Source organism: Janthinobacterium sp. BJB401, assembly GCF_013372745.1.
Classification (GTDB): domain Bacteria; phylum Pseudomonadota; class Gammaproteobacteria; order Burkholderiales; family Burkholderiaceae_D; genus Janthinobacterium; species Janthinobacterium rivuli.
The window spans coordinates 12,974-33,275 of record NZ_JABXFH010000034.1 but is presented as its reverse complement, the minus strand read 5'-3'; the positions used below and the strand labels follow the sequence as shown (position 1 = coordinate 33,275).

The 20,302-nt window shown below is 52.7% G+C and carries 16 protein-coding genes; 4 read left to right on the top strand and 12 right to left on the bottom strand.

Annotation, left to right across the window (positions count from 1 at the left end):
* Positions 1 to 154 precede the first annotated feature (154 nt).
* Genes HWE17_RS20030 through HWE17_RS20020 form a run of 3 tightly spaced genes read right to left on the bottom strand, consistent with a single transcriptional unit; the run spans position 155 to position 3,353 of the window.
* Positions 155 to 1,861, bottom strand: coding sequence for a serine/threonine-protein kinase (locus HWE17_RS20030; protein WP_176389959.1), 1,707 nt, complete (start codon positions 1,859 to 1,861; stop codon positions 155 to 157).
* Between the two features lie 7 nt (positions 1,862 to 1,868).
* Entirely contained in the window at positions 1,869 to 2,597 is a 729-nt protein-coding gene (locus HWE17_RS20025) for a PP2C family serine/threonine-protein phosphatase (protein ID WP_176389958.1), read from the bottom strand.
* A gap of 3 nt (positions 2,598 to 2,600) precedes the next feature.
* Positions 2,601 to 3,353: a vWA domain-containing protein gene (locus tag HWE17_RS20020; RefSeq protein WP_255206325.1), complete on the bottom strand. Its 753-nt coding sequence runs from the start codon at positions 3,351 to 3,353 to the stop codon at positions 2,601 to 2,603.
* 268 nt (positions 3,354 to 3,621) lie between these two features.
* Here HWE17_RS20020 and HWE17_RS20015 point away from each other — a divergent pair, with 268 nt between their 5' ends.
* Both HWE17_RS20015 and HWE17_RS20010 read left to right on the top strand, forming a co-directional pair.
* Complete coding sequence (locus HWE17_RS20015) at positions 3,622 to 4,026, top strand: hypothetical protein (RefSeq protein WP_176389956.1); 405 nt, start codon at positions 3,622 to 3,624, stop codon at positions 4,024 to 4,026.
* 1,118 nt (positions 4,027 to 5,144) lie between these two features.
* On the top strand, positions 5,145 to 5,732 hold the full coding sequence (locus HWE17_RS20010; protein WP_176389955.1) for a hypothetical protein: 588 nt from the start codon (positions 5,145 to 5,147) through the stop codon (positions 5,730 to 5,732).
* A 281-nt stretch (positions 5,733 to 6,013) separates the two neighbouring features.
* On the opposite strand, the gene HWE17_RS20005 is transcribed toward HWE17_RS20010, so the two are convergent.
* The 6 genes from HWE17_RS20005 to HWE17_RS19980 form a co-directional block, all read right to left on the bottom strand.
* A complete protein-coding gene (locus HWE17_RS20005) occupies positions 6,014 to 6,574 on the bottom strand; it encodes a hypothetical protein (RefSeq protein WP_176389954.1) in 561 nt (186 codons plus the stop codon).
* 1,235 nt (positions 6,575 to 7,809) lie between these two features.
* Positions 7,810 to 8,175: a hypothetical protein gene (locus tag HWE17_RS20000; RefSeq protein ID WP_176389953.1), complete on the bottom strand. Its 366-nt coding sequence runs from the start codon at positions 8,173 to 8,175 to the stop codon at positions 7,810 to 7,812.
* Positions 8,176 to 8,825: 650 nt separating this feature from the next.
* On the bottom strand, positions 8,826 to 9,947 hold the full coding sequence (locus HWE17_RS19995; RefSeq protein ID WP_176389952.1) for an HNH endonuclease: 1,122 nt from the start codon (positions 9,945 to 9,947) through the stop codon (positions 8,826 to 8,828).
* Positions 9,940 to 10,422, bottom strand: coding sequence for a Mov34/MPN/PAD-1 family protein (locus HWE17_RS19990; protein ID WP_176389951.1), 483 nt, complete (start codon positions 10,420 to 10,422; stop codon positions 9,940 to 9,942). The genes HWE17_RS19995 and HWE17_RS19990 overlap by 8 nt, the downstream gene beginning before the upstream one ends.
* Positions 10,419 to 12,128 carry a ThiF family adenylyltransferase gene (locus HWE17_RS19985; RefSeq protein WP_176389950.1) on the bottom strand — a complete coding sequence of 570 codons (1,710 nt, stop codon included), beginning with the start codon at positions 12,126 to 12,128 and terminating at the stop codon, positions 10,419 to 10,421. Before HWE17_RS19985 ends, HWE17_RS19990 begins: the two co-directional genes overlap by 4 nt.
* A complete protein-coding gene (locus HWE17_RS19980; RefSeq protein WP_176389949.1) occupies positions 12,128 to 13,135 on the bottom strand; it encodes a nucleotidyltransferase in 1,008 nt (335 codons plus the stop codon). The genes HWE17_RS19985 and HWE17_RS19980 overlap by 1 nt, the downstream gene beginning before the upstream one ends.
* A 1,372-nt stretch (positions 13,136 to 14,507) precedes the next feature.
* Here HWE17_RS19980 and HWE17_RS19975 point away from each other — a divergent pair.
* Complete coding sequence (locus HWE17_RS19975) at positions 14,508 to 15,914, top strand: hypothetical protein (protein WP_176389948.1); 1,407 nt, start codon at positions 14,508 to 14,510, stop codon at positions 15,912 to 15,914.
* Between the two features lie 58 nt (positions 15,915 to 15,972).
* Here the strand turns inward: HWE17_RS19975 and HWE17_RS19970 are convergent, their stop codons facing one another.
* From HWE17_RS19970 to HWE17_RS19960, 3 genes are read right to left on the bottom strand one after another with little or no spacing between them, the layout of a single operon-like run.
* Complete coding sequence (locus HWE17_RS19970) at positions 15,973 to 16,992, bottom strand: cyclic GMP-AMP synthase DncV-like nucleotidyltransferase (protein WP_176389947.1); 1,020 nt, start codon at positions 16,990 to 16,992, stop codon at positions 15,973 to 15,975.
* Positions 16,979 to 18,097, bottom strand: coding sequence for an SAVED domain-containing protein (locus HWE17_RS19965; protein ID WP_176389946.1), 1,119 nt, complete (start codon positions 18,095 to 18,097; stop codon positions 16,979 to 16,981). Before HWE17_RS19965 ends, HWE17_RS19970 begins: the two co-directional genes overlap by 14 nt.
* A gap of 9 nt (positions 18,098 to 18,106) precedes the next feature.
* Positions 18,107 to 19,642, bottom strand: coding sequence for a nucleotidyltransferase (locus HWE17_RS19960; RefSeq protein WP_176389945.1), 1,536 nt, complete (start codon positions 19,640 to 19,642; stop codon positions 18,107 to 18,109).
* Between the two features lie 387 nt (positions 19,643 to 20,029).
* On the opposite strand from HWE17_RS19960, the gene HWE17_RS28975 reads away from it, so the two are divergent.
* Positions 20,030 to 20,230: a DeoR family transcriptional regulator gene (locus HWE17_RS28975; protein ID WP_176389944.1), complete on the top strand. Its 201-nt coding sequence runs from the start codon at positions 20,030 to 20,032 to the stop codon at positions 20,228 to 20,230.
* Positions 20,231 to 20,302: the final 72 nt, after the last annotated feature.

Below are 20,302 nucleotides of genomic sequence, written 5' to 3'. Positions count from 1 at the left end.
GACAAGGCGATGCCTGCACGTCATTAATCAGAGGTGATTTTTGTACTATTTCATTCCGGAATGACATCCCAAAGTGATGTTCACATTCTTGAAATCCCAGCCTCTTCATGAAACTAAAGACAGCGTCGGCGGTCGCATCATCATTATTTCGGGGTCACGAAAAGAGGTCCATGAACCAATTAAAGAATCCTGTTTTCTTCCTTGGCGCAGCTGCGTGGTTTTGCGAATAATTGGTGGGCCCGGCACCGCCAGACAAATTAGTCGGTTTGCGAGTTCCCGCACCGGCTACCGAATTGGTCCCAGTGGAATTCGTACTACTGGCTTGGCCGCCGGTTGGCGCTGCCTGCTGACGAAGTTTTTGAAGGGCCAATTGGTTCGAAGTAAGCGCCTGCGGCTGGGCCGTTGCAGTGGGCGTGGGCGCCTGCTTCCGCGGCGCAGCGCCCACCAGCACTTCTGATGCAGAGCCCGTATTCTTAAGAGCAATGAGTGCTGCCGCATTCGTGGACAATGGTCGACTGGCTGCTTGCACGGATGAGCCTGGCGTTAAGCGATACCGGGCTTCCTGCTCAGTAATCTTCGAGACATGGCTGGCAAGAGCTGCAGTTATTGTGATGTGGTCATATCCCAGCTTCTTACTTGAGTACACTGGCTCAACGAGGCCGCGAATGGTCACCCACTGCCCCACCCATGCTGCTGAAGGTAGCTCACGCTCCCCGGTCAAGGCCGTACTCCACAGAGCGATTTTCACAGCTTTCCCTTTCCAGGGCGCAAAATTAATGAAAATGTACGGCTTACCGTGTCGAGTTCGGTCTACCTTCACCTCAATCACTTTGCCGACCAACTCCACCATCGCTCCGATGTTTGCGTGGAAAACGTCATAATTCGCAGGATTCAACACCGGGTATTGGCTGATATAGCCAGCACGCTGCACAGTTCCGACAACAATTTGCTGCACCAACACGGCCGGGATGTTTGCACCATTGAAGAAGTCCGAAAGCGAGGGTATTGCCGAAAATTCAGCGGCACAAATCGACATGAAGCTTTTCGCATCACGTTCCAACCCAGGGATTTTTGCAATGTCCTGGATGACAACTGATTGCCCTGGTGCCGCAAAATCATTTGCACGAAAGATGATTACGCCCGCTCCGCTTTGCGATGCATTCCATAAGGCTGGGCGCTGGCAAAGTGCACGCAGAGCGAGGTTCAGTGAAATGAACGAAAATCGGTCGAGTCTTGGTCCGAAGTTCGCAAAGCTCCGCTTGGGATGCTGGTAGTCCCGGTGCCCGAGTTCGGAACCTCCTAGTGCTGCGACTTCCGGTACATACATCCCATCGTAGTCGATAAGCTGGACTTTGCGACCAGCATCGGCCACCATCAGGTTGCCCTCCTGGATGTCACCGTGGGCAATTCCCACCGACTCCAAATACTTGGAAAGCTCGGTTAACGATGCAATCAGGTTAGAAAGCTTGGCCCTGTCTTTGTAGTTGGACTCAACGAACTCCCCTAGCGTTTCACCTTCCGCCCATGCCATCTTCACGAGCGGGTAGTAGCCCTTCTCAATCTGGGCACCACGCTGTTGGAAATCGAAGTCGACAAAGTACTTTGAGGACAACCCCTTCACCTTGGTGGAAATCGCGGCGTACCGTCGTTCAATTCCCGGCGCTTCCCGGTGGAAGCAACGCACTGCGAATTTCCGTCCGCCTGATTCCAAAGCATAAGTCAGTGCAAAGCCCCCGGATGCCACTAATGGCAATCCCAGCCCTGATGACCGAATGGTGCCACTCTTTAGTTGGGCGTCTGCAAAAACGTACTGTGGATTTTGTAGGGCGCGTTGATATTGGTCAATACTGGGGTAAGCCATGATGCAATCACTCATCCTCGACAATGAGCCGAAGCACTGTGGAATCGTCGAGCCTAATCTCTCGACCTGGTCGCATTGACTGGACCAAATCCGTAAATTCGGCTTCGGACCTTACTTTCAAGAGCCGGTCTGAGATGCTCTTGTTTTCGGTTAATTGAGACAAAATCCAATGGCCCACAGCATCGGTTACGGCGTAGATAACATCACCCGCCTCCACCTTCCAGGTCCGACTAGCGCCTTGGAAGAATTCCGAATTCACCCATAGAGAATTGGAATGTCCCTTTGTTGAAAGCAATGTTGGGCGCGCGTCGAACTGCTCGGGCACGTCAAATGGAAATGACGAAATTACACGCCCATCCCGTACAAGCAGTGCAAGGCTGTCGCCTACGCAAAGGACCTCCAGGTCAGTCTCATTGTGCCCAATGACCAAGCCTAGTAATGTGGCGAAACTACCCCGGTCGAATGCACGTTGCCCCGACCATGTGAGGTCTTCGAAGTTGAACGCGCTCGAATATTCACTAAGCGCTTCTCCAATCCAATCTGGTGTCATCGCATGGTTGCTGGCGTAACGTTTCACGAGCAGCTGTGCCCAAGTTTTGGAATCGAACGACTCCGAAGCGCCATCCGAAAGGGCGACGCAAGTGAACTCTTCGTTATGAGCCCACGCATCCTCATTAAGGTAAGGGTAAGCGCAGTCCTTAGGGACTGAGGCCGCCAGGTCAACGCGAAAGCGCATAGGTTATCGAAGCTGGGAAGCTCGAGTACCAATGTCGAAGAAGTCGACGATTTCTGCCGCCTCTGCATTAAAGATATAGCCGCGCGACTCATGGGACACCTTCAGTCCCTTTTCTTGAACAGCCTTTACTAGGTGCTCGGGAAGTTGGCTGGACATGCGGAAGAGAAGTTTGGCGTATTGGTCAGGAAGACTGTGCTCACCCGCTGGGAACGAAACGGGCTGACCGGCCTGGGCGCTGACATGCAGGTTCAATAGCAGCACACCTCCGTCGCCAGTCGAGAACTGTCGCAATGTCTCGGCCAGTTCCTCTGGGTCGCCATCGTTGGACTCACCATCGGTCACGTGAAGTACTGTCGGCGGATAACTGTCCGGATGCGTGTCACACCATGCGGCCAACTCTTCCCCAGCGCGACGAATCGCTTCGCGCATTGGCGTTCCGCCACTCGCCTTCGGCTCGAACCAGACTGGGAATTTGATGGACTGCTCCACCAGCCCGCCGGCACCGTCGTCGACACGACGCTTGCGGTCTTCGATGCGCAGTGGGTTCGCTTCAAGTGCAGAAATAGGATTCAGTACCTGGCCGCTGAGCACACCTGCCAAACCATTACTGACCCCATCGCCGCCATAGCCGATAACACCAATTTCGAAGTAGTCACGCACGCCATCTGCCTTCGTGCAGCGAGTGACCAAGTCCACAAAGGTCCGATTCAGCACATCGGACACGAACTGTGCTTTTGTCTTTTCAGAGCCCGCCATGCGGTCTCCCATGGACCCCGACTGGTCAACTAGAAATAGAAATGCCGTTGGGGTGCTACGCTGAATGGGAGCCTGGTATGCCATGTCTTGAACTTCCTAGGTGGTTACGGATATATCGAAACATTCTAAGGGAGATTGTCGCGAAAATGGAAGTATTCTTGCACGAAGTACCAATATTGCTTACATGGATATTCATTGCCGCCTTCTAGGCCGAGAACTCGACGCTGGAGTATTATGACGAGAGGTTAAAATCTATGCAAAAGACACTATGAATATTGAACTCGGCGATGAGCCGCAAGACGAATCGGAAGCGGCGCTCTTTGCCGCGCTGCCATTAGATTTCCCAATTCCAAGCAACTTAGGCGCCGTTTCAGGCGCCCAGCCTAAATTTTCCATGAATCGGTACCAAGGCCGTTTCTACAGCCCTGGCTGCTCGCCGCCGGAGCTACTCGAACGCTGGAACAACTGCGAAGACCTTGCGCAACAACTCGCCGTAACGTCTCTTGACTCCAAAGCCGGGAAACGCTCGCACATGTCAGAGACTGAGATTCTCGACCAATATTTGCCGCGGCTGATTGCAACGGGCTGGGTATCCGAGCCAGAGGCCAGGTGGGTAATGCGCCGAACCGCCAAACTGGTTGGATGGCAGGTGCCGCCATCCGCCTCCCCCTGACTTGCTTCATGACTGGAGCATATGGCGATGATAGTCCCGACCATAGCCGCTGCAAAATAGGTAAGGATAATGGCGCGCAATTTTGACCACCAAGTCGCCGATTTGCAAGTGCGCGCCGCCGTCCTCAACCGATTCACCTAAGTCGGCACGCCGACGACGGTGGTCATGGCATAACTCCGCCCAGGGTATCCTTGCCTGGCGCTGCGCGATTCAAGCGGGACAGCGTCTGTACCGCCTGGATATCTGTGCGAGCAGCGAGTTAGCAACCGCGTACAACCGCATGCGGTCAGTTGACCTATCTGTCGTCGACAAAAAATAATGATGCCGTATTACGGGGATAGCCTTCTCATTCAGTGTGTGCGACAGGTACGTGCGTCTACAGCGCTCCTACGAATTCAGCGTAGAACGGTGCGATTAGGCCAGCGCTGCCCGGGCGCCGTCCATATATTCGCCTGAGCTTGGGTCGCGGCTACCGCTAAACGCGGCGGAAAAGAGTTGGCCGACGGACAGGGCCATGGCTGCTGCTGGGATATGTTGGGGTGCCGTGCTACCTGGCAGGATGTTGCCTCCAAAGTCGGTTACAAAACCGAACACCACGTTGCTAAACGAGGTGAGCGGCAAATGGCGGGTTAGCAGACCGGTGACAAAGGAAACCGGCAGGCCGAAGCATCCCACCACCGCCACTCATTGAAAGGGTACAGTGGTACGGACGAAAAAAAGCCGCCGAATGGCGGATGTCCGCCTTGTCAGTTCGGGCTGCTAAACCCGTTCCCCTCTTTTATCGGGGACGTTTTTAGAATAGACCGGCGACAGGCAGACTTCAAGCCTTTTCGTCGGCCGCGATTTCATCATTGCCGAAAGAATATTTGTTGTTAATTATAGATGTATGCCGCAATGGACATTGCGCTGCGGGGGCAGCAGACGTGAAAGCGGACGAGCTGGTGGCTATGACACTTGAAGAAAGATAGCTAGATAAACATGCTATTACCAGAAGGTTTTGGCAAGTCAAAATTGCTCATCGTTGTCGATAATAACGGACGTCATAGATGTTACGTGAAGAAATTCCTTAAAATATTTTTTATATATCCTAAATCTGTAAATTTAAAATGGAGTAATAATTGTTTTCATTAGAATTAGAAGCTTGCACGACCTGGATGTGCATCAATAGTTTTGCATCATGGGCATCCGCCCTTATTACTATTATTTTTTCTGGAGGCGCTCTCTGCATCTCTATTTTAGCCTATCGATATGCGAGAAAAAAAGATATTGAACAATTGAAAGTATCAATATCAACATGTATTCTTGGAACACAGCCACCAAGGCAGGCTTTAATGATAGATGTTGTAAACACCGGACATAGAAAAATTATCGTTACGGGATATCATTGGGTCGCGAAACCGCCATTCAAAGCCGGAAAAAAATTATTAACCTGGATGGCGACAGACGAGATTGTTAATTTATCTGTGAAAGTTCCAACTACGCTCGAAGAAGGGACTACCGCGAGCTATCTTTGTAAAATAAAAATATTTCAAGAAGAGCCAAACTTCTTATTCAGCGGTTCAAAATTTCTTGTTTGGCTCACTATAAAATCACTTCATGTCGAAGTAGCAACAACTCGAAAAAGATATTCAATTAGAGCATCAAAAGGTTTACGTGCACTAATTTGGAGTCAGTATAAGCACCTTCAAAATATCCCTTCAGCATAAGTCGTATTAAGCCCCGTCACCTAGCGAGGCCCCGCTGTATCTCCACAATGCGGGGGATAGGCAGTTAACCTGCCGGGCCTTTATCTGTGTTCGGAACACAGATAGTAGGTGATGCCCCGGCCCAGACCACCGGACGCTTGCACCTAGTGGGGCAATGGCCAATTTTCGGACGTTGCTTGCCCGGCAGTTTGCGCCGACGAACTTCGTCGTCACAGCGGGTAGCAGCGCTGGCGCGACACTGGGTTAAAAAAAAATTCAACCTCATCAGAAAATCTGCTGCCCTAGCGCCAACGAGGAAAGTGATGTCTGCCGCGGCGTGCGTCTGGAAATCCATATGCAGGAGCGAATTGCTCATAGTAAATTACTTGTTCTCGGCAATGCTGCACAAATTTTGAATCGCTCCAAAGGGTTTTCATCTCCGCTCTTGACAATCTCAAGCTCACGTCCTCCGCACGCGACTTCAAAAAAGCCTTGCCGGTGTAAGGATTAAGTTTTGGATAGGGATTATTTTTATTGTGCAAATGTCCATGAGGTACCGATGGATAGCAATCGGCATCTCCGATAGTAAAAACCCATTTATTGAATGCCAAAAATCTACGCCATCGGTCCGACTCCTCGTCTTCGTCTTCTATCGAACCCGAACCAATCGGACTACCCGATGGAGAATTTTTATTTGGCGATTCATGTGGTCGCTCGTAGTCAAATACTCGATGTTCATCATCACAATCTCGCGGGTCGCTTAACGAGTTGTCACTGCAATTTAACCAGTTAGAAATTTCAAGTCTTTCGTTATACTCTACCAAGCCAATAATTCCGATTGTGTAGCTAAGGTCTGACAGCAAGATAATATGATTGTACATAAATTGGGGGGGGAGGTTAGTAAATTCCAATTCAGCCAGTGCAGCACTATTATTGAAAAATTAAATTACTAGAAAGAATGTTTATTGTTGACCGAATCTGGCCATATTTACTCAGATGATAGCATTGTGCTCAAGCCAAAAATGCGCGCATTGTCACCAGGGCAAAGCAGCCAGCGCGGAATATTGCTCATACACAGGACTGGCCTGTTGCTGGCGCACTTAGTCAGTGCTGTTATGCAAGGCTGCCGGTAAATTGTCCGATACCGCCGGACCGCGCGCGCCCGGTACAGCTTCAGTGCAATCGGCTAAATTTTCAGCCCATTGCCGAGTAGCTCCAGCGGGTATCGGCTTTGGCTGGGGTGGTGCGTTAGGCCAGAGGGAAAGCGATAAACGATATCCTTTGCGACCTTCTTTAAGAGGGTTGCAAATCTGCGGGGAACTTTAAGTTCCCTGCAAACCAGCGGGTGCTTGCTCAGATTTGAAATCGCGGCAAGGCTTGGTGCTGCAGCCATCCAAGGAAGCAATACCGGCACATCGCCGGTTTTGGCCGGCCAGCAGCGCGGCGCCAAGGTAAAGCCTACTCGGCATAGGTTTTTGCCCAGCAGATGGCGCCGGGCGCGCGGCTGCGGCCTTAATCTGCTCACGTGAAGAGCTTGTTCCGAGCTAGTAGTACAGGTTGATGCCGCTCCCCAGAACGGGGCAGCTAATAAAAAAGGGGGGCCGGAATAGCCCCCCCTTGCCGCTGCGCCTTGGTCACATCTGAAATGCGACCAAGTCCGGGCGCCTGGCGCTGCGGCGTTGAGCTCACCGGCTAGGCTCCCCAAGTTCGTGAGCAATTGCACCTGACTGGGCGCCACCGGCCACCGCTTGCTCTTCCCGAAACGTCGGAGTTCAAACACGGGCGCACGGTATCACCGGCACTTGGCACCGCCGGCGGCCAGCGCGGAGTCGTGGCAACAAAAGGGGGGAGCGTTTCACGCCCCTCCCCTTGCGAGTAACTTTATGTGATTCGCAAATCGCGGAGGCAAACGCACTGGTAGCGGGAAAATTTTCCAGCTACTCGGCTCGGCTCCACCTGAGTGTTACTTACGGCTTTTCCCGGACGTAGTGTCTTGACGAAGGCGCGCAGCGGTGAAACCGCATTTCAAATCCGGCTTGGCAGGTAGGCATTTATATCTCAACTTTCAGGCATATGCTCGCTGCCATCATCAGGCCAATTATGGGATGGTCTGCAACCGTTGTCGCAAAAAATCAGCAACTAACGCGACGTGAGCCGCTGACTCGACTCCCACACGCGGCCAATCAAACTGAGGATTTGGCAATACAGGCCTTCCGGTCGATATCCGGAGTTCTGACAGGAAAGCCCGCAACTCCCCCTCTGTCATCTGCAGGCGACGAGCCATCGATACCGGTTCGAATGCAACCTCGGCATGATTCCCAATCGCAATTTTCTCGTGATAGACGGTCGCCTTACCTTTATGCGGTGCCTTGAAACGGACTCCGGTTTGGCTCTCATGGGGGCTTGGTGTGCCAAGATGCATAGACAGCGCGTCAGACAACAACCTAAATACCTCGTTTTCCATATGCATCCTCGTCTGCAGTAGCGGTGTAGATTCGGCCGGCTGCATATACGCGCTGCCGACTACTCGATTACATCATATCGCATGTGAACATAACCAGCGCTACCCGACCGTTCGTGTCCACCACGAACCAGGCCAGCGTGGTGCTGGGCATCGATGGTGTCGTCATCGGCGTCGAAGAGTAGGATTTCAAATCGACCCCTTTCGCCAAATCAGCGGCCCGCTGAACACTGGCCGGGAAATTTGGGCCGGCGGCATTTGAATACGCGTACGAGGTTGCAACCACACCACTGTTACCAGCAGCATAAAGGGCATGGTGATTCGCCCCCCCCCTTTGACCTCGACGCTTACTGCGAAGATTCCGGGAATTTTTCCGCCGTCACGCCTGCCAGCTTGGCCCGCACACTGGTGACGGTTCCGAAAAATTGGGAGCGCGAGCCCGGTCATCTGCAGGCGGGCCAGTGTCGGTGACGACGAACGAAAATTTTCGGTGGTAGGCGCGCAGGTCTCTTTGCTAGAGGTCCGCTAAAATTTAGGGGTTAAAAGACTGGATGCCTTCGCTTCATGGCGGGCGTGATTTGCGTAGTAATAGACAGCGGCTTCGTGTTCCAGTTCCAGCAAACTCGAATTTATCGATGAAGTTGATTATTCGTTCACTTCAAACGCACCGCCTGCTTCCAATTTGGGGCCTGCCACTCCCACGCATGCACCTCTTCGAAAATCTTAGGTAGCAGCATCCGTCCAATCTCGACACTTGCGCTCAGCGGGGTTGCAGGCAGAATGTGCAGCAAGCGAACCCCGGCGGTATTGAGAGCATTCAAGAACGCGTTGAATTGCCGGCGGAACTCGAGCACGTGCGCCTCTGTTCGAATGATTCCCCTATTGGGCGCTTCAGCACGGAATTCCAAGACCGGCATCTGGAGGTCCGGGCGCGTGGCGACACCTGAAATATTGACGACAACCGCAACCTCTCGAGGGAGCTTATCGGGAACGTCAAATTTGTATTTCGGAGCTGGACATTCCGGCCGAACATCCCATAGCCATCGTTCGACCGGCAAATCGAGTACCGTCGCTTCTATCTTGTCTCCCAGAAGCGCGCCCAACTTCATGAGCATCGGAATCGGTGCGAATGCAGCAATCGTCAGGTGCGTTGGGCCGTTCTTCTCAGTCAGCGTCGGGCGAATACGCTGCTCAAAAATCGTCTGCAGCGCTGCTTCAGCGCGCGGCCAAAAATCATCGGCGCTGTCGAGGATGTCAAAGTCTGCACGGTCGATGTGGATGTGCGGGCTTCTGGGAGCACGCGTGAATCGGCTATTCTCGAGCATCGCGTAGTTTACTTGGCGTACATCGAATACCGGCGAATGGGTCCCGACGGGGAACGACATCAGTATCGGCAGGCTGTCCATCACCCCAGTTGCACTGTATATCAACTCGATGCGCGCCTCGTGCTCACGCTTCATGGCGAGCAACTGGGCCGCGGTGTATTCGCTGTTTTTCCCATTTCGGTCCACGCGTGCGTGACAGTCATAGCAAGCGAGCATTAGATTGTTCGCATCGTCAGCAAGCTTTTCTGAAAGTTCCACCACGCCGCGAGCTCCAGCCGGGCTGTAGGCAACGATGTGGGCCAGTTCACCGATTTTTGCGGCTCGCTTCGTCAGGAAGTCACGGGAGACAGGTTTATTACAGCCCCGGAATTGACATCTTCCTGCAGCGGCAATCCAAAGCGCATGCCTTGTCGCAGGTGGGATTGCAGCTCGTGCTTGGGTCCTAGCCATCTTTTTCCTCTTCTTTCAATTCGAAAAACGCTCCATTGGTGGTCATTGCCCACACGCGAATTCTCTCTATGCCAACTATCGGGAAGAACAGCATGTCCCCGTGAAATATGTCTTTTGACAGCGCTTGCTTCCAGTCCTGACGGTCGACGCCACTCGGTGTTGGGTCCGGTTCGGGATGCGTGTGCCAGAGGCCCAAGTACGCAACCGTGCTTGCCTCTTCGGACCATCGACTCTGCGCGATTGTGCTGTGCTTCTTCGAACGGAAAAACCCGAAGCGGCTGCGACGGTCACTCTTTTGTGGAGTTGTGACCTCGTCAACGACAACATCGTTGGTATCGAGCAGATGCCGGCCTAATAGAACTCCGCCGGCTTCTGCCTGCCACCAGGAGCGCTGTCGAAAAGCGAGCATCTGTTCAATCGCCTGTTCCACGAAGATGAGGCGTTGACTGGATGTGACGCGGAATACCAATTTCATTTCGGCGACCTACAGCTCTTGCAAGGGCGGCCGAAAGCGCGCCGGGAGTGCGTCTCACCGGAGAACGCAGTACGGGCTTCGGTCCACCAAGGTGTTGTTCGCAGTTGTCGTTCTGCGGCAGCTTTTCCTTCGCCTGTCCAGAACCGGTAAGACGGGCCAGTTTCACCACCAAGTGCAGACAGCATGTGTTCGGCGGCCATCAATCCTGTCCGCCGCGCCTGTATCGCTCCATAAGGAACGAACACACTCCCGCAACCCGTAAGGTTCTTGGAGACGGCCTGGTTGGGCGCCAGGAAGGCAATACGCGACTGTAGGCTAAGTGCTCCTTCCTCGTCTCGATAAAGGCAAGCTAAACAACCCTCCCCCTGCGTCCAAACGAGAACCGAATGCCCGCCCAAGTCGAGCGGTTCCAACCATGTGAAAAGCATTGGAATTTGCCGTTTTGTCTTCCGTAGCGTGCGGCAGAAAGACTGCTCTAGAGTAGGTAAGCCGAGAGCGATGATTACTGCGTCTACGTCATTGAGGTCTGCTCCGCGAAGCCACTTTTGGCCAGTGTTCGAATAGGCGTTGACCTTGATTCCAGGGTAGTGCGTTTCTAGCTGATATTTAAGCGCGTACACCTTGGAAGTATCAACCCAGAAAGGGGCAAGAATGTGGCGAAAGACGTTGTCTTCAGAGTAGTCATCGTGGTCCACCAGAGTGAGCTGTCCCACACCAGTTGCTGCCAGTGTATCGGCGATAACTGAACCGACTGCGCCGCATCCAACAACGACGACATGCCTTGAATACATAGTCTCAGACGCGCCACCACGTTCGCGCATGTAGGAGGCTGTAAGTCGCCGCATGGTTAGCGGCGTCACTGCTGCTTCGAGGTCGATGTCCCCATTACGAGTTCCAAATTCGATACCAATCAGCGATACACCCCCAGCTTCGCGGGGAGCCGAGACAAGCAACACCGTGCGCCTCGGGTGGTTCTTGTTTGATGAAGGCCGGACCAGTTTGCCCCAGAGCTCATGCTGCGCCGCCGACATTTTGTCCCGGATGGTCGCAACATATTTCGCAGTGAGCTTTTCAGGGCCGACAGGAGGAGCAACCAGGGCATCAAGATGGATATACAGTGCAGCTTGCGAAGCGGCCCCCTTCACGTCAAAATTTCGGGGTGCCGCGACATCTCGCTCGGTAAAGTACCATTTGCGTTTATTGTCCTTCGCGGTGACGTAGAAGGTAATGAACCTGTCCTTCCGGTCGACTTCAATTGCACCGGAACTGCCCGTGGCGCCCGGCAGGCCGGACCAGTATCCTTCGAGCTCGTTGAAGAATTCGGAAGTGCCGGCGTCTTTATCGACATCCCATTTTTCGAGCAAGTCGAACGCTGCCAGCAAAGTGTAGGCGACGATGTCTGCAGGACGGTCAGGGTCCAACGAAATTCCCTGATGGTCGCTCACGCATACAGTGCCGCGGTAGCCCACATGCGGGTGCAGTCGGCCAGTCGGATGCAACCTTACATGAGGTAACCCAGCGACCGCTGTACTGTCACATTCGATTGAAAGGTCCCAGTCTTGAAACGTACCCTTCAAGGTGACCCGCAGTCGTTTGTGGTCATTAATATCGAGCGCGTCAAACGCGATGCCACGGTCGCCGCAGGCCAGACGGACTGCAGCGACACACGCATCAATAGATTCTTCGGCGCCGACAGACTTGCTCATCAGGCGGAGTTGCCAGTGCTAATTACTGGCGGCACCACGGCACGAGCCGTCGCGGCCTTCTCGGGCACCATAAAGTCGTCACCAAACTGTTTCTTCAGCACTTTGCATGCGTCCTCCGGCAACTCCTCGTCGTAGGCATCCTGGAGAGCGTCACTAAGTACCTCGAACTTAGATTTCACCGTACTCATCTGCCCCTCAGTCATCCATTCCATCAAGTCATAGTAAGGAGTGACCGGGAGCGTGACGGCAAGCCGCTGATAAAAACTGCCGTCGGTGCTAGTCCACTGAAACTGGGCGAGAATCGCATTCACCCAGTTGAGCATCGCTTGAAGGTCACCCGCCTTCCCCGACGTCTCAAAGTGGGGTTTGAACCATTTTTGCGCTGCGACGGTGAGCGCAATGCTCAGCGGCGCGCCAGACGCAAACTGCACTTGGCGCCACCGCTTGAGGTACCGGATGCAGCGACGGTATTGGGCGAGTTCGTTAGTTTCCGAAAATGCGTTGCAGATTATCTTGGTGAGTTGTTTGGGGTCTGACGTTTCCCAGACACGTTTGCTTGCCTCGGAATTTTCTTTCCCCTTGGCAAGGTCGAGGAACTCGTCGTCACGCTTCGTATAGACCGCAAGGTCAACGTGATACGAAATCACGTCGCCCCGCATGTAGTTCACTGTGACGCATGGACGGCGGATGTTTACGTTGCGGCCATGAGTATCCAGGGCGTCGCGAATTATTTTTTTGAGAGTAACCGGGTCAGGGTATTTGTCTCTTTTGCAATTAAAAACGATTCCAACGTCAATATCATAATTCCCGTCCAAGGGGACTACGCCGGTGTGCATAGAATAGCTGCCTTGATGGAAGTTATCGTATTTCGGAACGTCTTCGGGCAAATTCGCGTCGAGAGCTCTCAGAATAGTGTCGCGCTTGTCTCGCAAATTTGCTTTTTCGTCGTCGTCATCAAGTTTGATTTTGGAATGAAAATCGTCGAAGTATTTCTGAACTGCTGGCATTTTGAAATCCTTAATTAAGAGCCGAAACTCGCCGCTGCGATTTGCACAGCCTGGCGCAAGGTTGCATTTTTAGAATGGATTGGCACTCTCACCTATCGAGTGCCAACTCATCAGTATCATACTCCGGTTTTAAACGAATACAACCATGCCGCCAAAATAAGCTGGGTTTTTATACACCCCACAGATAACCTCGCGTTCTCAAATCAGTCACTTGGTGTCCTTATCACAGGATTCCCAATGCAAACGTAGTGAATGGCTTTCGGTGAATCTTGCGTGGTGCCTGTACTCATATACACGTCGGAGATTGTCCTCCAACGCTTGAAAATTTGATATCTGGCCCAAGGTGGAGTCCGCCAGGAAATTGTTCCTTGTATCAACTTTTATTGCACCGAAAGAAAAAAATGGCCTTTTACAATGACGCAGAAAAAGTTAAACAGTCGAAAACAAATCCTAAATACAGCTTAGCCCGAAAACCTGGGGAGAAGCCATCAAGCCCCGGGATTTACAAATGCCAATCGTGCGGATACGAGGACGTCATAAACAGGGAATGCGGTCGCCTGCCACCCTGCTCCAATTGCGATAAGAAGCCACACACTTGGAAATTGCTGGTCACTGCAGCCGACGAATAAGTGCCCGAAATCAACCATGAGCCGGTTTTAAAGACTGGCTCTTTCTGTTTATGGGTTAATGGCTGCCGCGAGCGTTTGGACTCCTACCGGCGTCGCATGATGACTTAAGGACTTTGAACTAACTGAACAGAAAACTGTCCAGGACAAGGAGGCTCTGCCAGACGAGTTCATTCGCGCGGAGAATTCAGATTCAAATTCACACTATCGTATTAATGGGCCATATGATTCCGAGAGCAAAAAAATGGACGATTTAGAAATTCCCAATAATTTTCCGCTCCCAACATAGCTGGGTGCAGTTCCAGGCCCTCAGAAGATATACCAGGCGGTCGAATTTGATGGCCGCTACTACCAACCAGGCTGCACGCCTCCTGAACTACATGAACGGTGGAGGTATTGCGTGTCATTGGTCGAGCAATTCGTGACCTCCTGCATTGAAACTAAAACTGGAAAGCGCAGGAATATGCCGGAGGCCGACATTCTCGACCAGTATCTCGTGCGCCTATGCAAGGATTACTGGGGCACTTATGACCAGAAAAACTCAAACTTGTATTTACGCATGCAATAGTGCTGTCTAAGGTACTGCGACGTACTGACGTCGAAATCGCCAACGCGGCGGACAGGAGGTAAACAATTCAGTCTTGAATCATTGACATCAAAGCGCTATATTGTTTGGCGGCCTATGCCCAACGTGAGCGCCAGCTATATGGCGCCTTCTTCCATGGATTATCCTTTGACTACTACCTATGACCCGTTCAAACATGCCGATAGCTGAGCCGTTGTGGCTGACGGAGCTGCTTGCTGTGGTTGCAAAGCATCCGATTGTCGTCTTCCGGCTCGGTTCCACATTAGACCAGCTTCAAGACACGAAAAGCGGTATCACTGACTTCACGCTGATTCGCCCGCATGACCATTTTCACGACATCGTCCAGAACAGCGTGTGCATAATCCTCGGGGAATTAACACCTCGGTTTGGCGCCGGCCCGACTACGCCGGCCGCTTTCCTATGTATTCTCGGCCTTCGCGATGCGGTAGCTAGTTTGGAAACCCGAGTTCGAGTACGCCGCGCGTCTCTCATACAACCCGCTACCGAGGCAACGCTGCTCGCACTGGTTAGCGAAAAGCGCCAACACGGCGACTTGAAGCGGGCTCTGGCTGGTCAAGCCGACTTAGTCAAGCTATCGCCGAAGGTGAGTCAAGCTCTCCTTAAAGGTCTGGCCGCATTCACCTCCAATCATCGCAGCATCGAGGCAGTCGCGAACGGTTTACCTGGCAAAAAGCGCGGACAGAATCAAAGCACGCAGCTAGACGCGATACACACGGCGTTGAAGGCCTTTGGCCTAAAAGCAGACGCGATAGCTACCAGGCTCGAAATTTCGCGGGACGAGACCACCTTGAAGGAAGTCCGCGTGCGGGAAGACGACGTCATTGCGCACGACGCGGTCACTTTACCTGGCTACGAGTTTATACATTTAGATACGACAGGAAAGGCATCATTTCGCAACGGTAATGAGACGCTCGACGTGTTCACTGCCAACAGAAAGGCATTGGAGTATGTACTGGGCGTTGACCTAATCTACCTTAATAGCCACCACAACAATGCGATTCTCATTCAGTACAAGATGCTTAAGAAGACAGGCGGCTCCGATGAAGAAAACTCGGACTGGCAGTATACGAAAGAGCGGCATTTCCCGGGCCAGATAGCCAAGATGCGGAGTTTTTCCCAACACTCGGATAAGAAGGGATACCGTTTGAACGCGGGCGGGTTCTATTTCAAGTTCGTACGAAACATCCTATCTCCCTCTGACAAGAATCTCCTCATTCCACTGGACCATATGGAGGAATTGTTGCGACAGCCCCAATTTGAGAACAAAAACGGGAATCTCAAAATTAGCTACAAGTCGCTTAACGGCCACTACATGCGGCAGGACGCTCTGTTCAGTCTGATTCAATCAGGATATATCGGCACACATGTGGGGACGACAGATGACCTGCGTACCCTGATTGAGTCAATCGTCGAGGGTGACAGTGCTGCCGTCATTGCGATTCAAAGAGCGACGACCAGCGAAGAACACGAAGAGGACAATGCCGCAGTTCAGCGCAAATATACAGACGTCGGGCCGACGCGAAATCAAATTAACGACGGCATCTGAGCGTTAGCACTCGCTTGTTCGCGGCATCGGCCTTGTCCGCGTCTTGCTGCAGGCAGCGCTACACCACCTCGCTAAGTGGAAACTCAGGCCCAAACTGCGAACGAAGAATTCGGACGGCGTCGGCAGTGGAATCGACGGCATAACACTTCGACAGCGCATCCTTCAGGCAATCCAGCCGCTCTTTAAAAACGCTCATCTGACCGGATGTCAGGCCTGACATCAAGTCTATCTTCCGAGCGCCAGGTAAAGGAACGGACAGCCTCCCTAAGTCGAAGTTGTTTCCGAACTTGCGCTGCATCGTTTTGACGAGCGCAAGGATGGCATCCAAGTCCGCAAAGGTCTCGTCTGCTGCGCGCTTGGGTTCAAACCACAATGCCGCTGCAACAGTGAGAGCGATGCTGAGCGGCGCACCAGCATTGAAGTTTTCGTCTCTCCAACGCTTGAGGTAGCGAATACAGCGCCGATACTGAGCTTGTTCCTCACCATCGAACTTCGACAAGATAAACTGGGTAAGCTCCTTCGGTGCCGAGAGCACCCATTCGCACTTCTCCGCCTCCGAATATTTCCGGCCTTTTCCAAGGACGAGATGACCGTCTGGCTTCCTTAAATAGACGGCCAGGTCAACGTGATAATCCGGCACTCCATCCCGAAAGTATGTGACCGTGACACAAGCTCGTCGTATGGCAACAGTTCTGTTACTTCCCGCGAGTCCGTCGTGGACCAGGGTCTTAAGAGAAACGGGATTTGGAAATCGCTCGAGCGAACAATCGAAAATGAGTCCCACGTCGATGTCGTAATTTCCGTCTTTGGGAACTACCCCCGTTCGCATTGCGTAGCTTCCTTGGTCGAACGATTCGAATTCCAGCCTATGCACCGCCAGCCTCTTCTTGAGCGCCTTGAGAAGAATTTCCCGCTTCGTCCGCAGCTTGAGCCGCTCATCATGTTCATCGAGCTTTATCGCCGCGTGGAAGCGCTCGAACAGAACTTGAAGGTCACGGTTCGGTTTGGAGCGACTTTCGGCTAGCGCTAAGAGAACGAGGCTAACGAGCGCAGTACCTAGCAGCTTAGGTACCGACATCGGCTGCACCCGCGGCTGGGACCTTTAGCTTATGGATAGTAGGACTCGGAGACCCGTGGGTGGGCATTGCTACTCCCCAAGGATACGGCGGAGTTGACGACTTCTCATATTGGTAGACGATGAGCTCAGGATGAAGACGGTCATCATACATTGAACCCATTCGAACAACTAAGCTTACCGGCCCCGCGAGCACCAGATGGATTCGCCGTATGCCTAGCCCCATCAACTGCTGTATAGAGTCGCGAAATGCCGCAGCAAAAGCCTGCTGCGCCACTTCTGACCAGTAGCTATTCACCCGCGGTGTATCAACCGACAATCGCGCCACACTCAGGCCACGAAATGCTGCGCCGACTGATACGTCATCTACTGGATATGAGGCCGAAACTGCGAGAACAATCTCGGTATCTGCTGGCGACAATGTAGGTACTACCAGCGGCAGCGCCCGCTTGCCATCGTCTGGCCGGTCTATCATCTTCCAGCATTTTAAGTCTCTATCCCAATCATACAAATGAATGTGGGACTCGTCCTCGAAAATTTTACCGACTAGGAACATCGCCGGCACAGCTGCGATACCGCCCACGGCAACGAAAACGTCGCTCTTGTCCCGCCCCTGCGACAAAGAGTCGACGGTTAACTTCATGCCTTCGATTTTTGACAGCATCAGCTCAGGATTTACAAGCTCCCCGTTGCGGTTGGGTCTAAAGTCAACCACGACGGGGTGCCTGTTCCCTCGAAACTTAGTTTTGACTACTTTCACCGAAGGCGTGTCTACGGTTCCATGGAGACCCCGCACCTCTACGACTATCAACAGCTGGCGCCGCTCTCTTCGGTCATCGCGCCACATCACGTATATCCCTGAAATCAGTAGCAGTGCCGCTATCCCAACGACGATATATACGATTGAATCTGGCAGCGCCCCGCCGGTTCCAAACTGAAGGTTCAGACTGCTTTCCTTGTCGCGATAGTTGACCTGAAAGGCGAAATCAACTGCCGCAATTCCAATGAGAAGCAGCAGCCCGCCCTTCAATAACAGGGCACCGGTGGTACGTACTCTAAAAATCCAGTCGATAGCCCGGCTGCAAAACTCATAGAACAAATTTTTCACTATTCAATCTCATTTCACGTTGACGATAAAGGCACCACTTCGTGCGGCCAGATTTCCATCCTTGACGATGAAGCACTCTACGGAGTGCGTCCCCGAGTACACCGCGTCCTCTTTTCGCACGATGCCGCCCTGGACCATCAAGTCGGGATTGAAATCGCCCCGCAGGTCGTTTCGAAATTTCGCTTCATCACCCGTATTCACAATCTGCCAAAAAACACTGTAAGGCTTTGGCACATCAGTTGTAGCGGCAAACTCAAGCGAAACCCCTTTCGTCAGAGGTGCTGAATCGTGCAGCAAAACAATTGGGCGGAACCCATTTTGAAAGACTCGGGTTTTTGCAATGCTAACTTTGCCCTTGGCACGAGTGCCCCAGGGCGGAGCCTGGCGATGCGGAGCGGTGAATACGCTGACCGCACGTTGAAAGATGCTTTGCGTAGGTCCTCTAGGCTTGGACGTGCCAGCGCCGGCCCGGACCTTCCTTGCCAGCGAGTCCCCCACGGCGGCACTGGCAGACTCCATTATTAGCTGAGGGTCGTCGTTGCCCGCAATATTTTTGAAATCCTCGTGCGCGAACCTTAGCCATTGGAAGAACGCGTCTTTTCGCTCGGGGTGGGTCGCCCAACGGTCCGCAAAATTCTCAGCTGGGTCGGTCGGATTCTCAACCCAATACACGCCATTGCGCTGCTGAATATGCAAATGCATGTTCTCCAGGATTGTCGCCAGCGCCTCGGGAAGGTCGGCCTGGTTTCCGTAAGCCCTTGCAGCCAGTGTCGTAATGATGACCGAAATAGGCTTTACTTCGGCGTTATCAGAAAAGCGGACGTCGCGATGACGCTTCAGGATTTGAACAACTTGCTGAAGAGGCGTTTTCACGCGGTAGGCAGGAACATCCTCAACGTTTGCTTGTACCTGAAACGCTATACGCTGCCGCTGCTCGTTGAAGGCGATTTTCATCCTGGAGCGAAACCACTCCGTAAAGCCCCTAGGATTACTATGGGGCCATTGTGACGTCTGTGCTCTGAAGGTTTCACATTCGGTGTCTGTGATGGCAATTGCACTTTTCGCCCATTCTGCCGAGAGGTGGAGAGACTCCAAGATGACTCTTCTACCGTCCCCGTCTGGAATTGCTGGCAAGGCATCCAAATGGAACTGCGCGCCTTCGGCATAGTCGAGCGTCCAACAACGGCGGCCCTCCGACGGTGCCGCCATCCCGTAGCGTTTAGCGTACAGCTGCATCTCGACACCTAGCATTGCCTTCAAGTCCTCCTGTGAAACCTCGTGCTTTCCCAACGAGAGCTCGCACACAAGGTCAATGTCATAGTGCTCCGCATCATTTACAGGACGGATGGGAGTACCTAAACGGAAAGAGCCTTGCACATAGACGTTGGGGGAGTGCTCCTTCAAACTCGACTCTTCCCGGTCAAGCCAATCTCCCACCGAGTGATAACGCCTTTCAGCCTCCTCGTAGCGACTAGCCGGCACATCTAGCTCTTGCGCCAAACGTTCGAGAAAATCAGCGGCCGCGGCCGTAACCCGAAAAACCATGCATTGCTTTCATTTTTTAACCGAGATACGACTATGCATGAACGCATTCATTCCGACAATAAATGATTTAATTATTAATACATACTTATGCAACACGACAGCCCATAACCGCTATCTTTGCCAAGTCCAGCCTATCGCATCGCATATAAAACCGTCCGCTACCACAGTATGTCATTCGATTACGCATGCATCTACGTGCCACTACAGCGCTTCTATGAACTCAGCGTAGAACGGTGCGATTACAACCACATTGTGTGTCTCAAGTATTCGGCGAACATTGACAAGCACGAATAACACGCGTCCGGCACCGCCTAGTTCGTGCTCGCTAATAAATAGGTTCTCTACACGAGGAACATATTCCAACTGAACGCGCCTCGTGGAGACAAAATGCCAACAAATTACCTTGATGTCGTCGAATTGGCCGAATTGCTCGGCCTAAGCGTCGCGACCGTACGGAGACAGCTCCGGTCCCTAGCGTGGGAGTTACCGCCAAGGGCGCATGGGTTTGAAGAACTTCTGCGATGGCGACGTACGGAAATGGTGTGCTGGATAGCTGAAACAGAATATCGAGCTAGTATGAAAAGATAAATGAGTCCTTGCCCGCATATAAAACCATCCGCTACACGTGCCGTCACTCAATGACGCATACCGGCATCTGTC

Bases quoted from the DNA above. Each gene is read 5' to 3' on its own strand.
- HWE17_RS20030 (WP_176389959.1), bottom strand. From the start codon at position 1,861: ATGGCTTACCCCAGTATTGACCAATATCAACGCGCCCTACAAAATCCA.
- HWE17_RS20025 (WP_176389958.1), bottom strand. From the start codon at position 2,597: ATGCGCTTTCGCGTTGACCTGGCGGCCTCAGTCCCTAAGGACTGCGCT.
- HWE17_RS20020 (WP_255206325.1), bottom strand. From the start codon at position 3,353: ATGGCGGGCTCTGAAAAGACAAAAGCACAGTTCGTGTCCGATGTGCTG.
- HWE17_RS20015 (WP_176389956.1), top strand. From the start codon at position 3,622: ATGAATATTGAACTCGGCGATGAGCCGCAAGACGAATCGGAAGCGGCG.
- HWE17_RS20000 (WP_176389953.1), bottom strand. From the start codon at position 8,175: ATGGAAAACGAGGTATTTAGGTTGTTGTCTGACGCGCTGTCTATGCAT.
- HWE17_RS19995 (WP_176389952.1), bottom strand. From the start codon at position 9,947: ATGGCTAGGACCCAAGCACGAGCTGCAATCCCACCTGCGACAAGGCAT.
- HWE17_RS19990 (WP_176389951.1), bottom strand. From the start codon at position 10,422: ATGAAATTGGTATTCCGCGTCACATCCAGTCAACGCCTCATCTTCGTG.
- HWE17_RS19985 (WP_176389950.1), bottom strand. From the start codon at position 12,128: ATGAGCAAGTCTGTCGGCGCCGAAGAATCTATTGATGCGTGTGTCGCT.
- HWE17_RS19980 (WP_176389949.1), bottom strand. From the start codon at position 13,135: ATGCCAGCAGTTCAGAAATACTTCGACGATTTTCATTCCAAAATCAAA.
- HWE17_RS19975 (WP_176389948.1), top strand. From the start codon at position 14,508: ATGACCCGTTCAAACATGCCGATAGCTGAGCCGTTGTGGCTGACGGAG.
- HWE17_RS19970 (WP_176389947.1), bottom strand. From the start codon at position 16,992: ATGTCGGTACCTAAGCTGCTAGGTACTGCGCTCGTTAGCCTCGTTCTC.
- HWE17_RS19960 (WP_176389945.1), bottom strand. From the start codon at position 19,642: ATGGTTTTTCGGGTTACGGCCGCGGCCGCTGATTTTCTCGAACGTTTG.
- HWE17_RS28975 (WP_176389944.1), top strand. From the start codon at position 20,030: ATGCCAACAAATTACCTTGATGTCGTCGAATTGGCCGAATTGCTCGGC.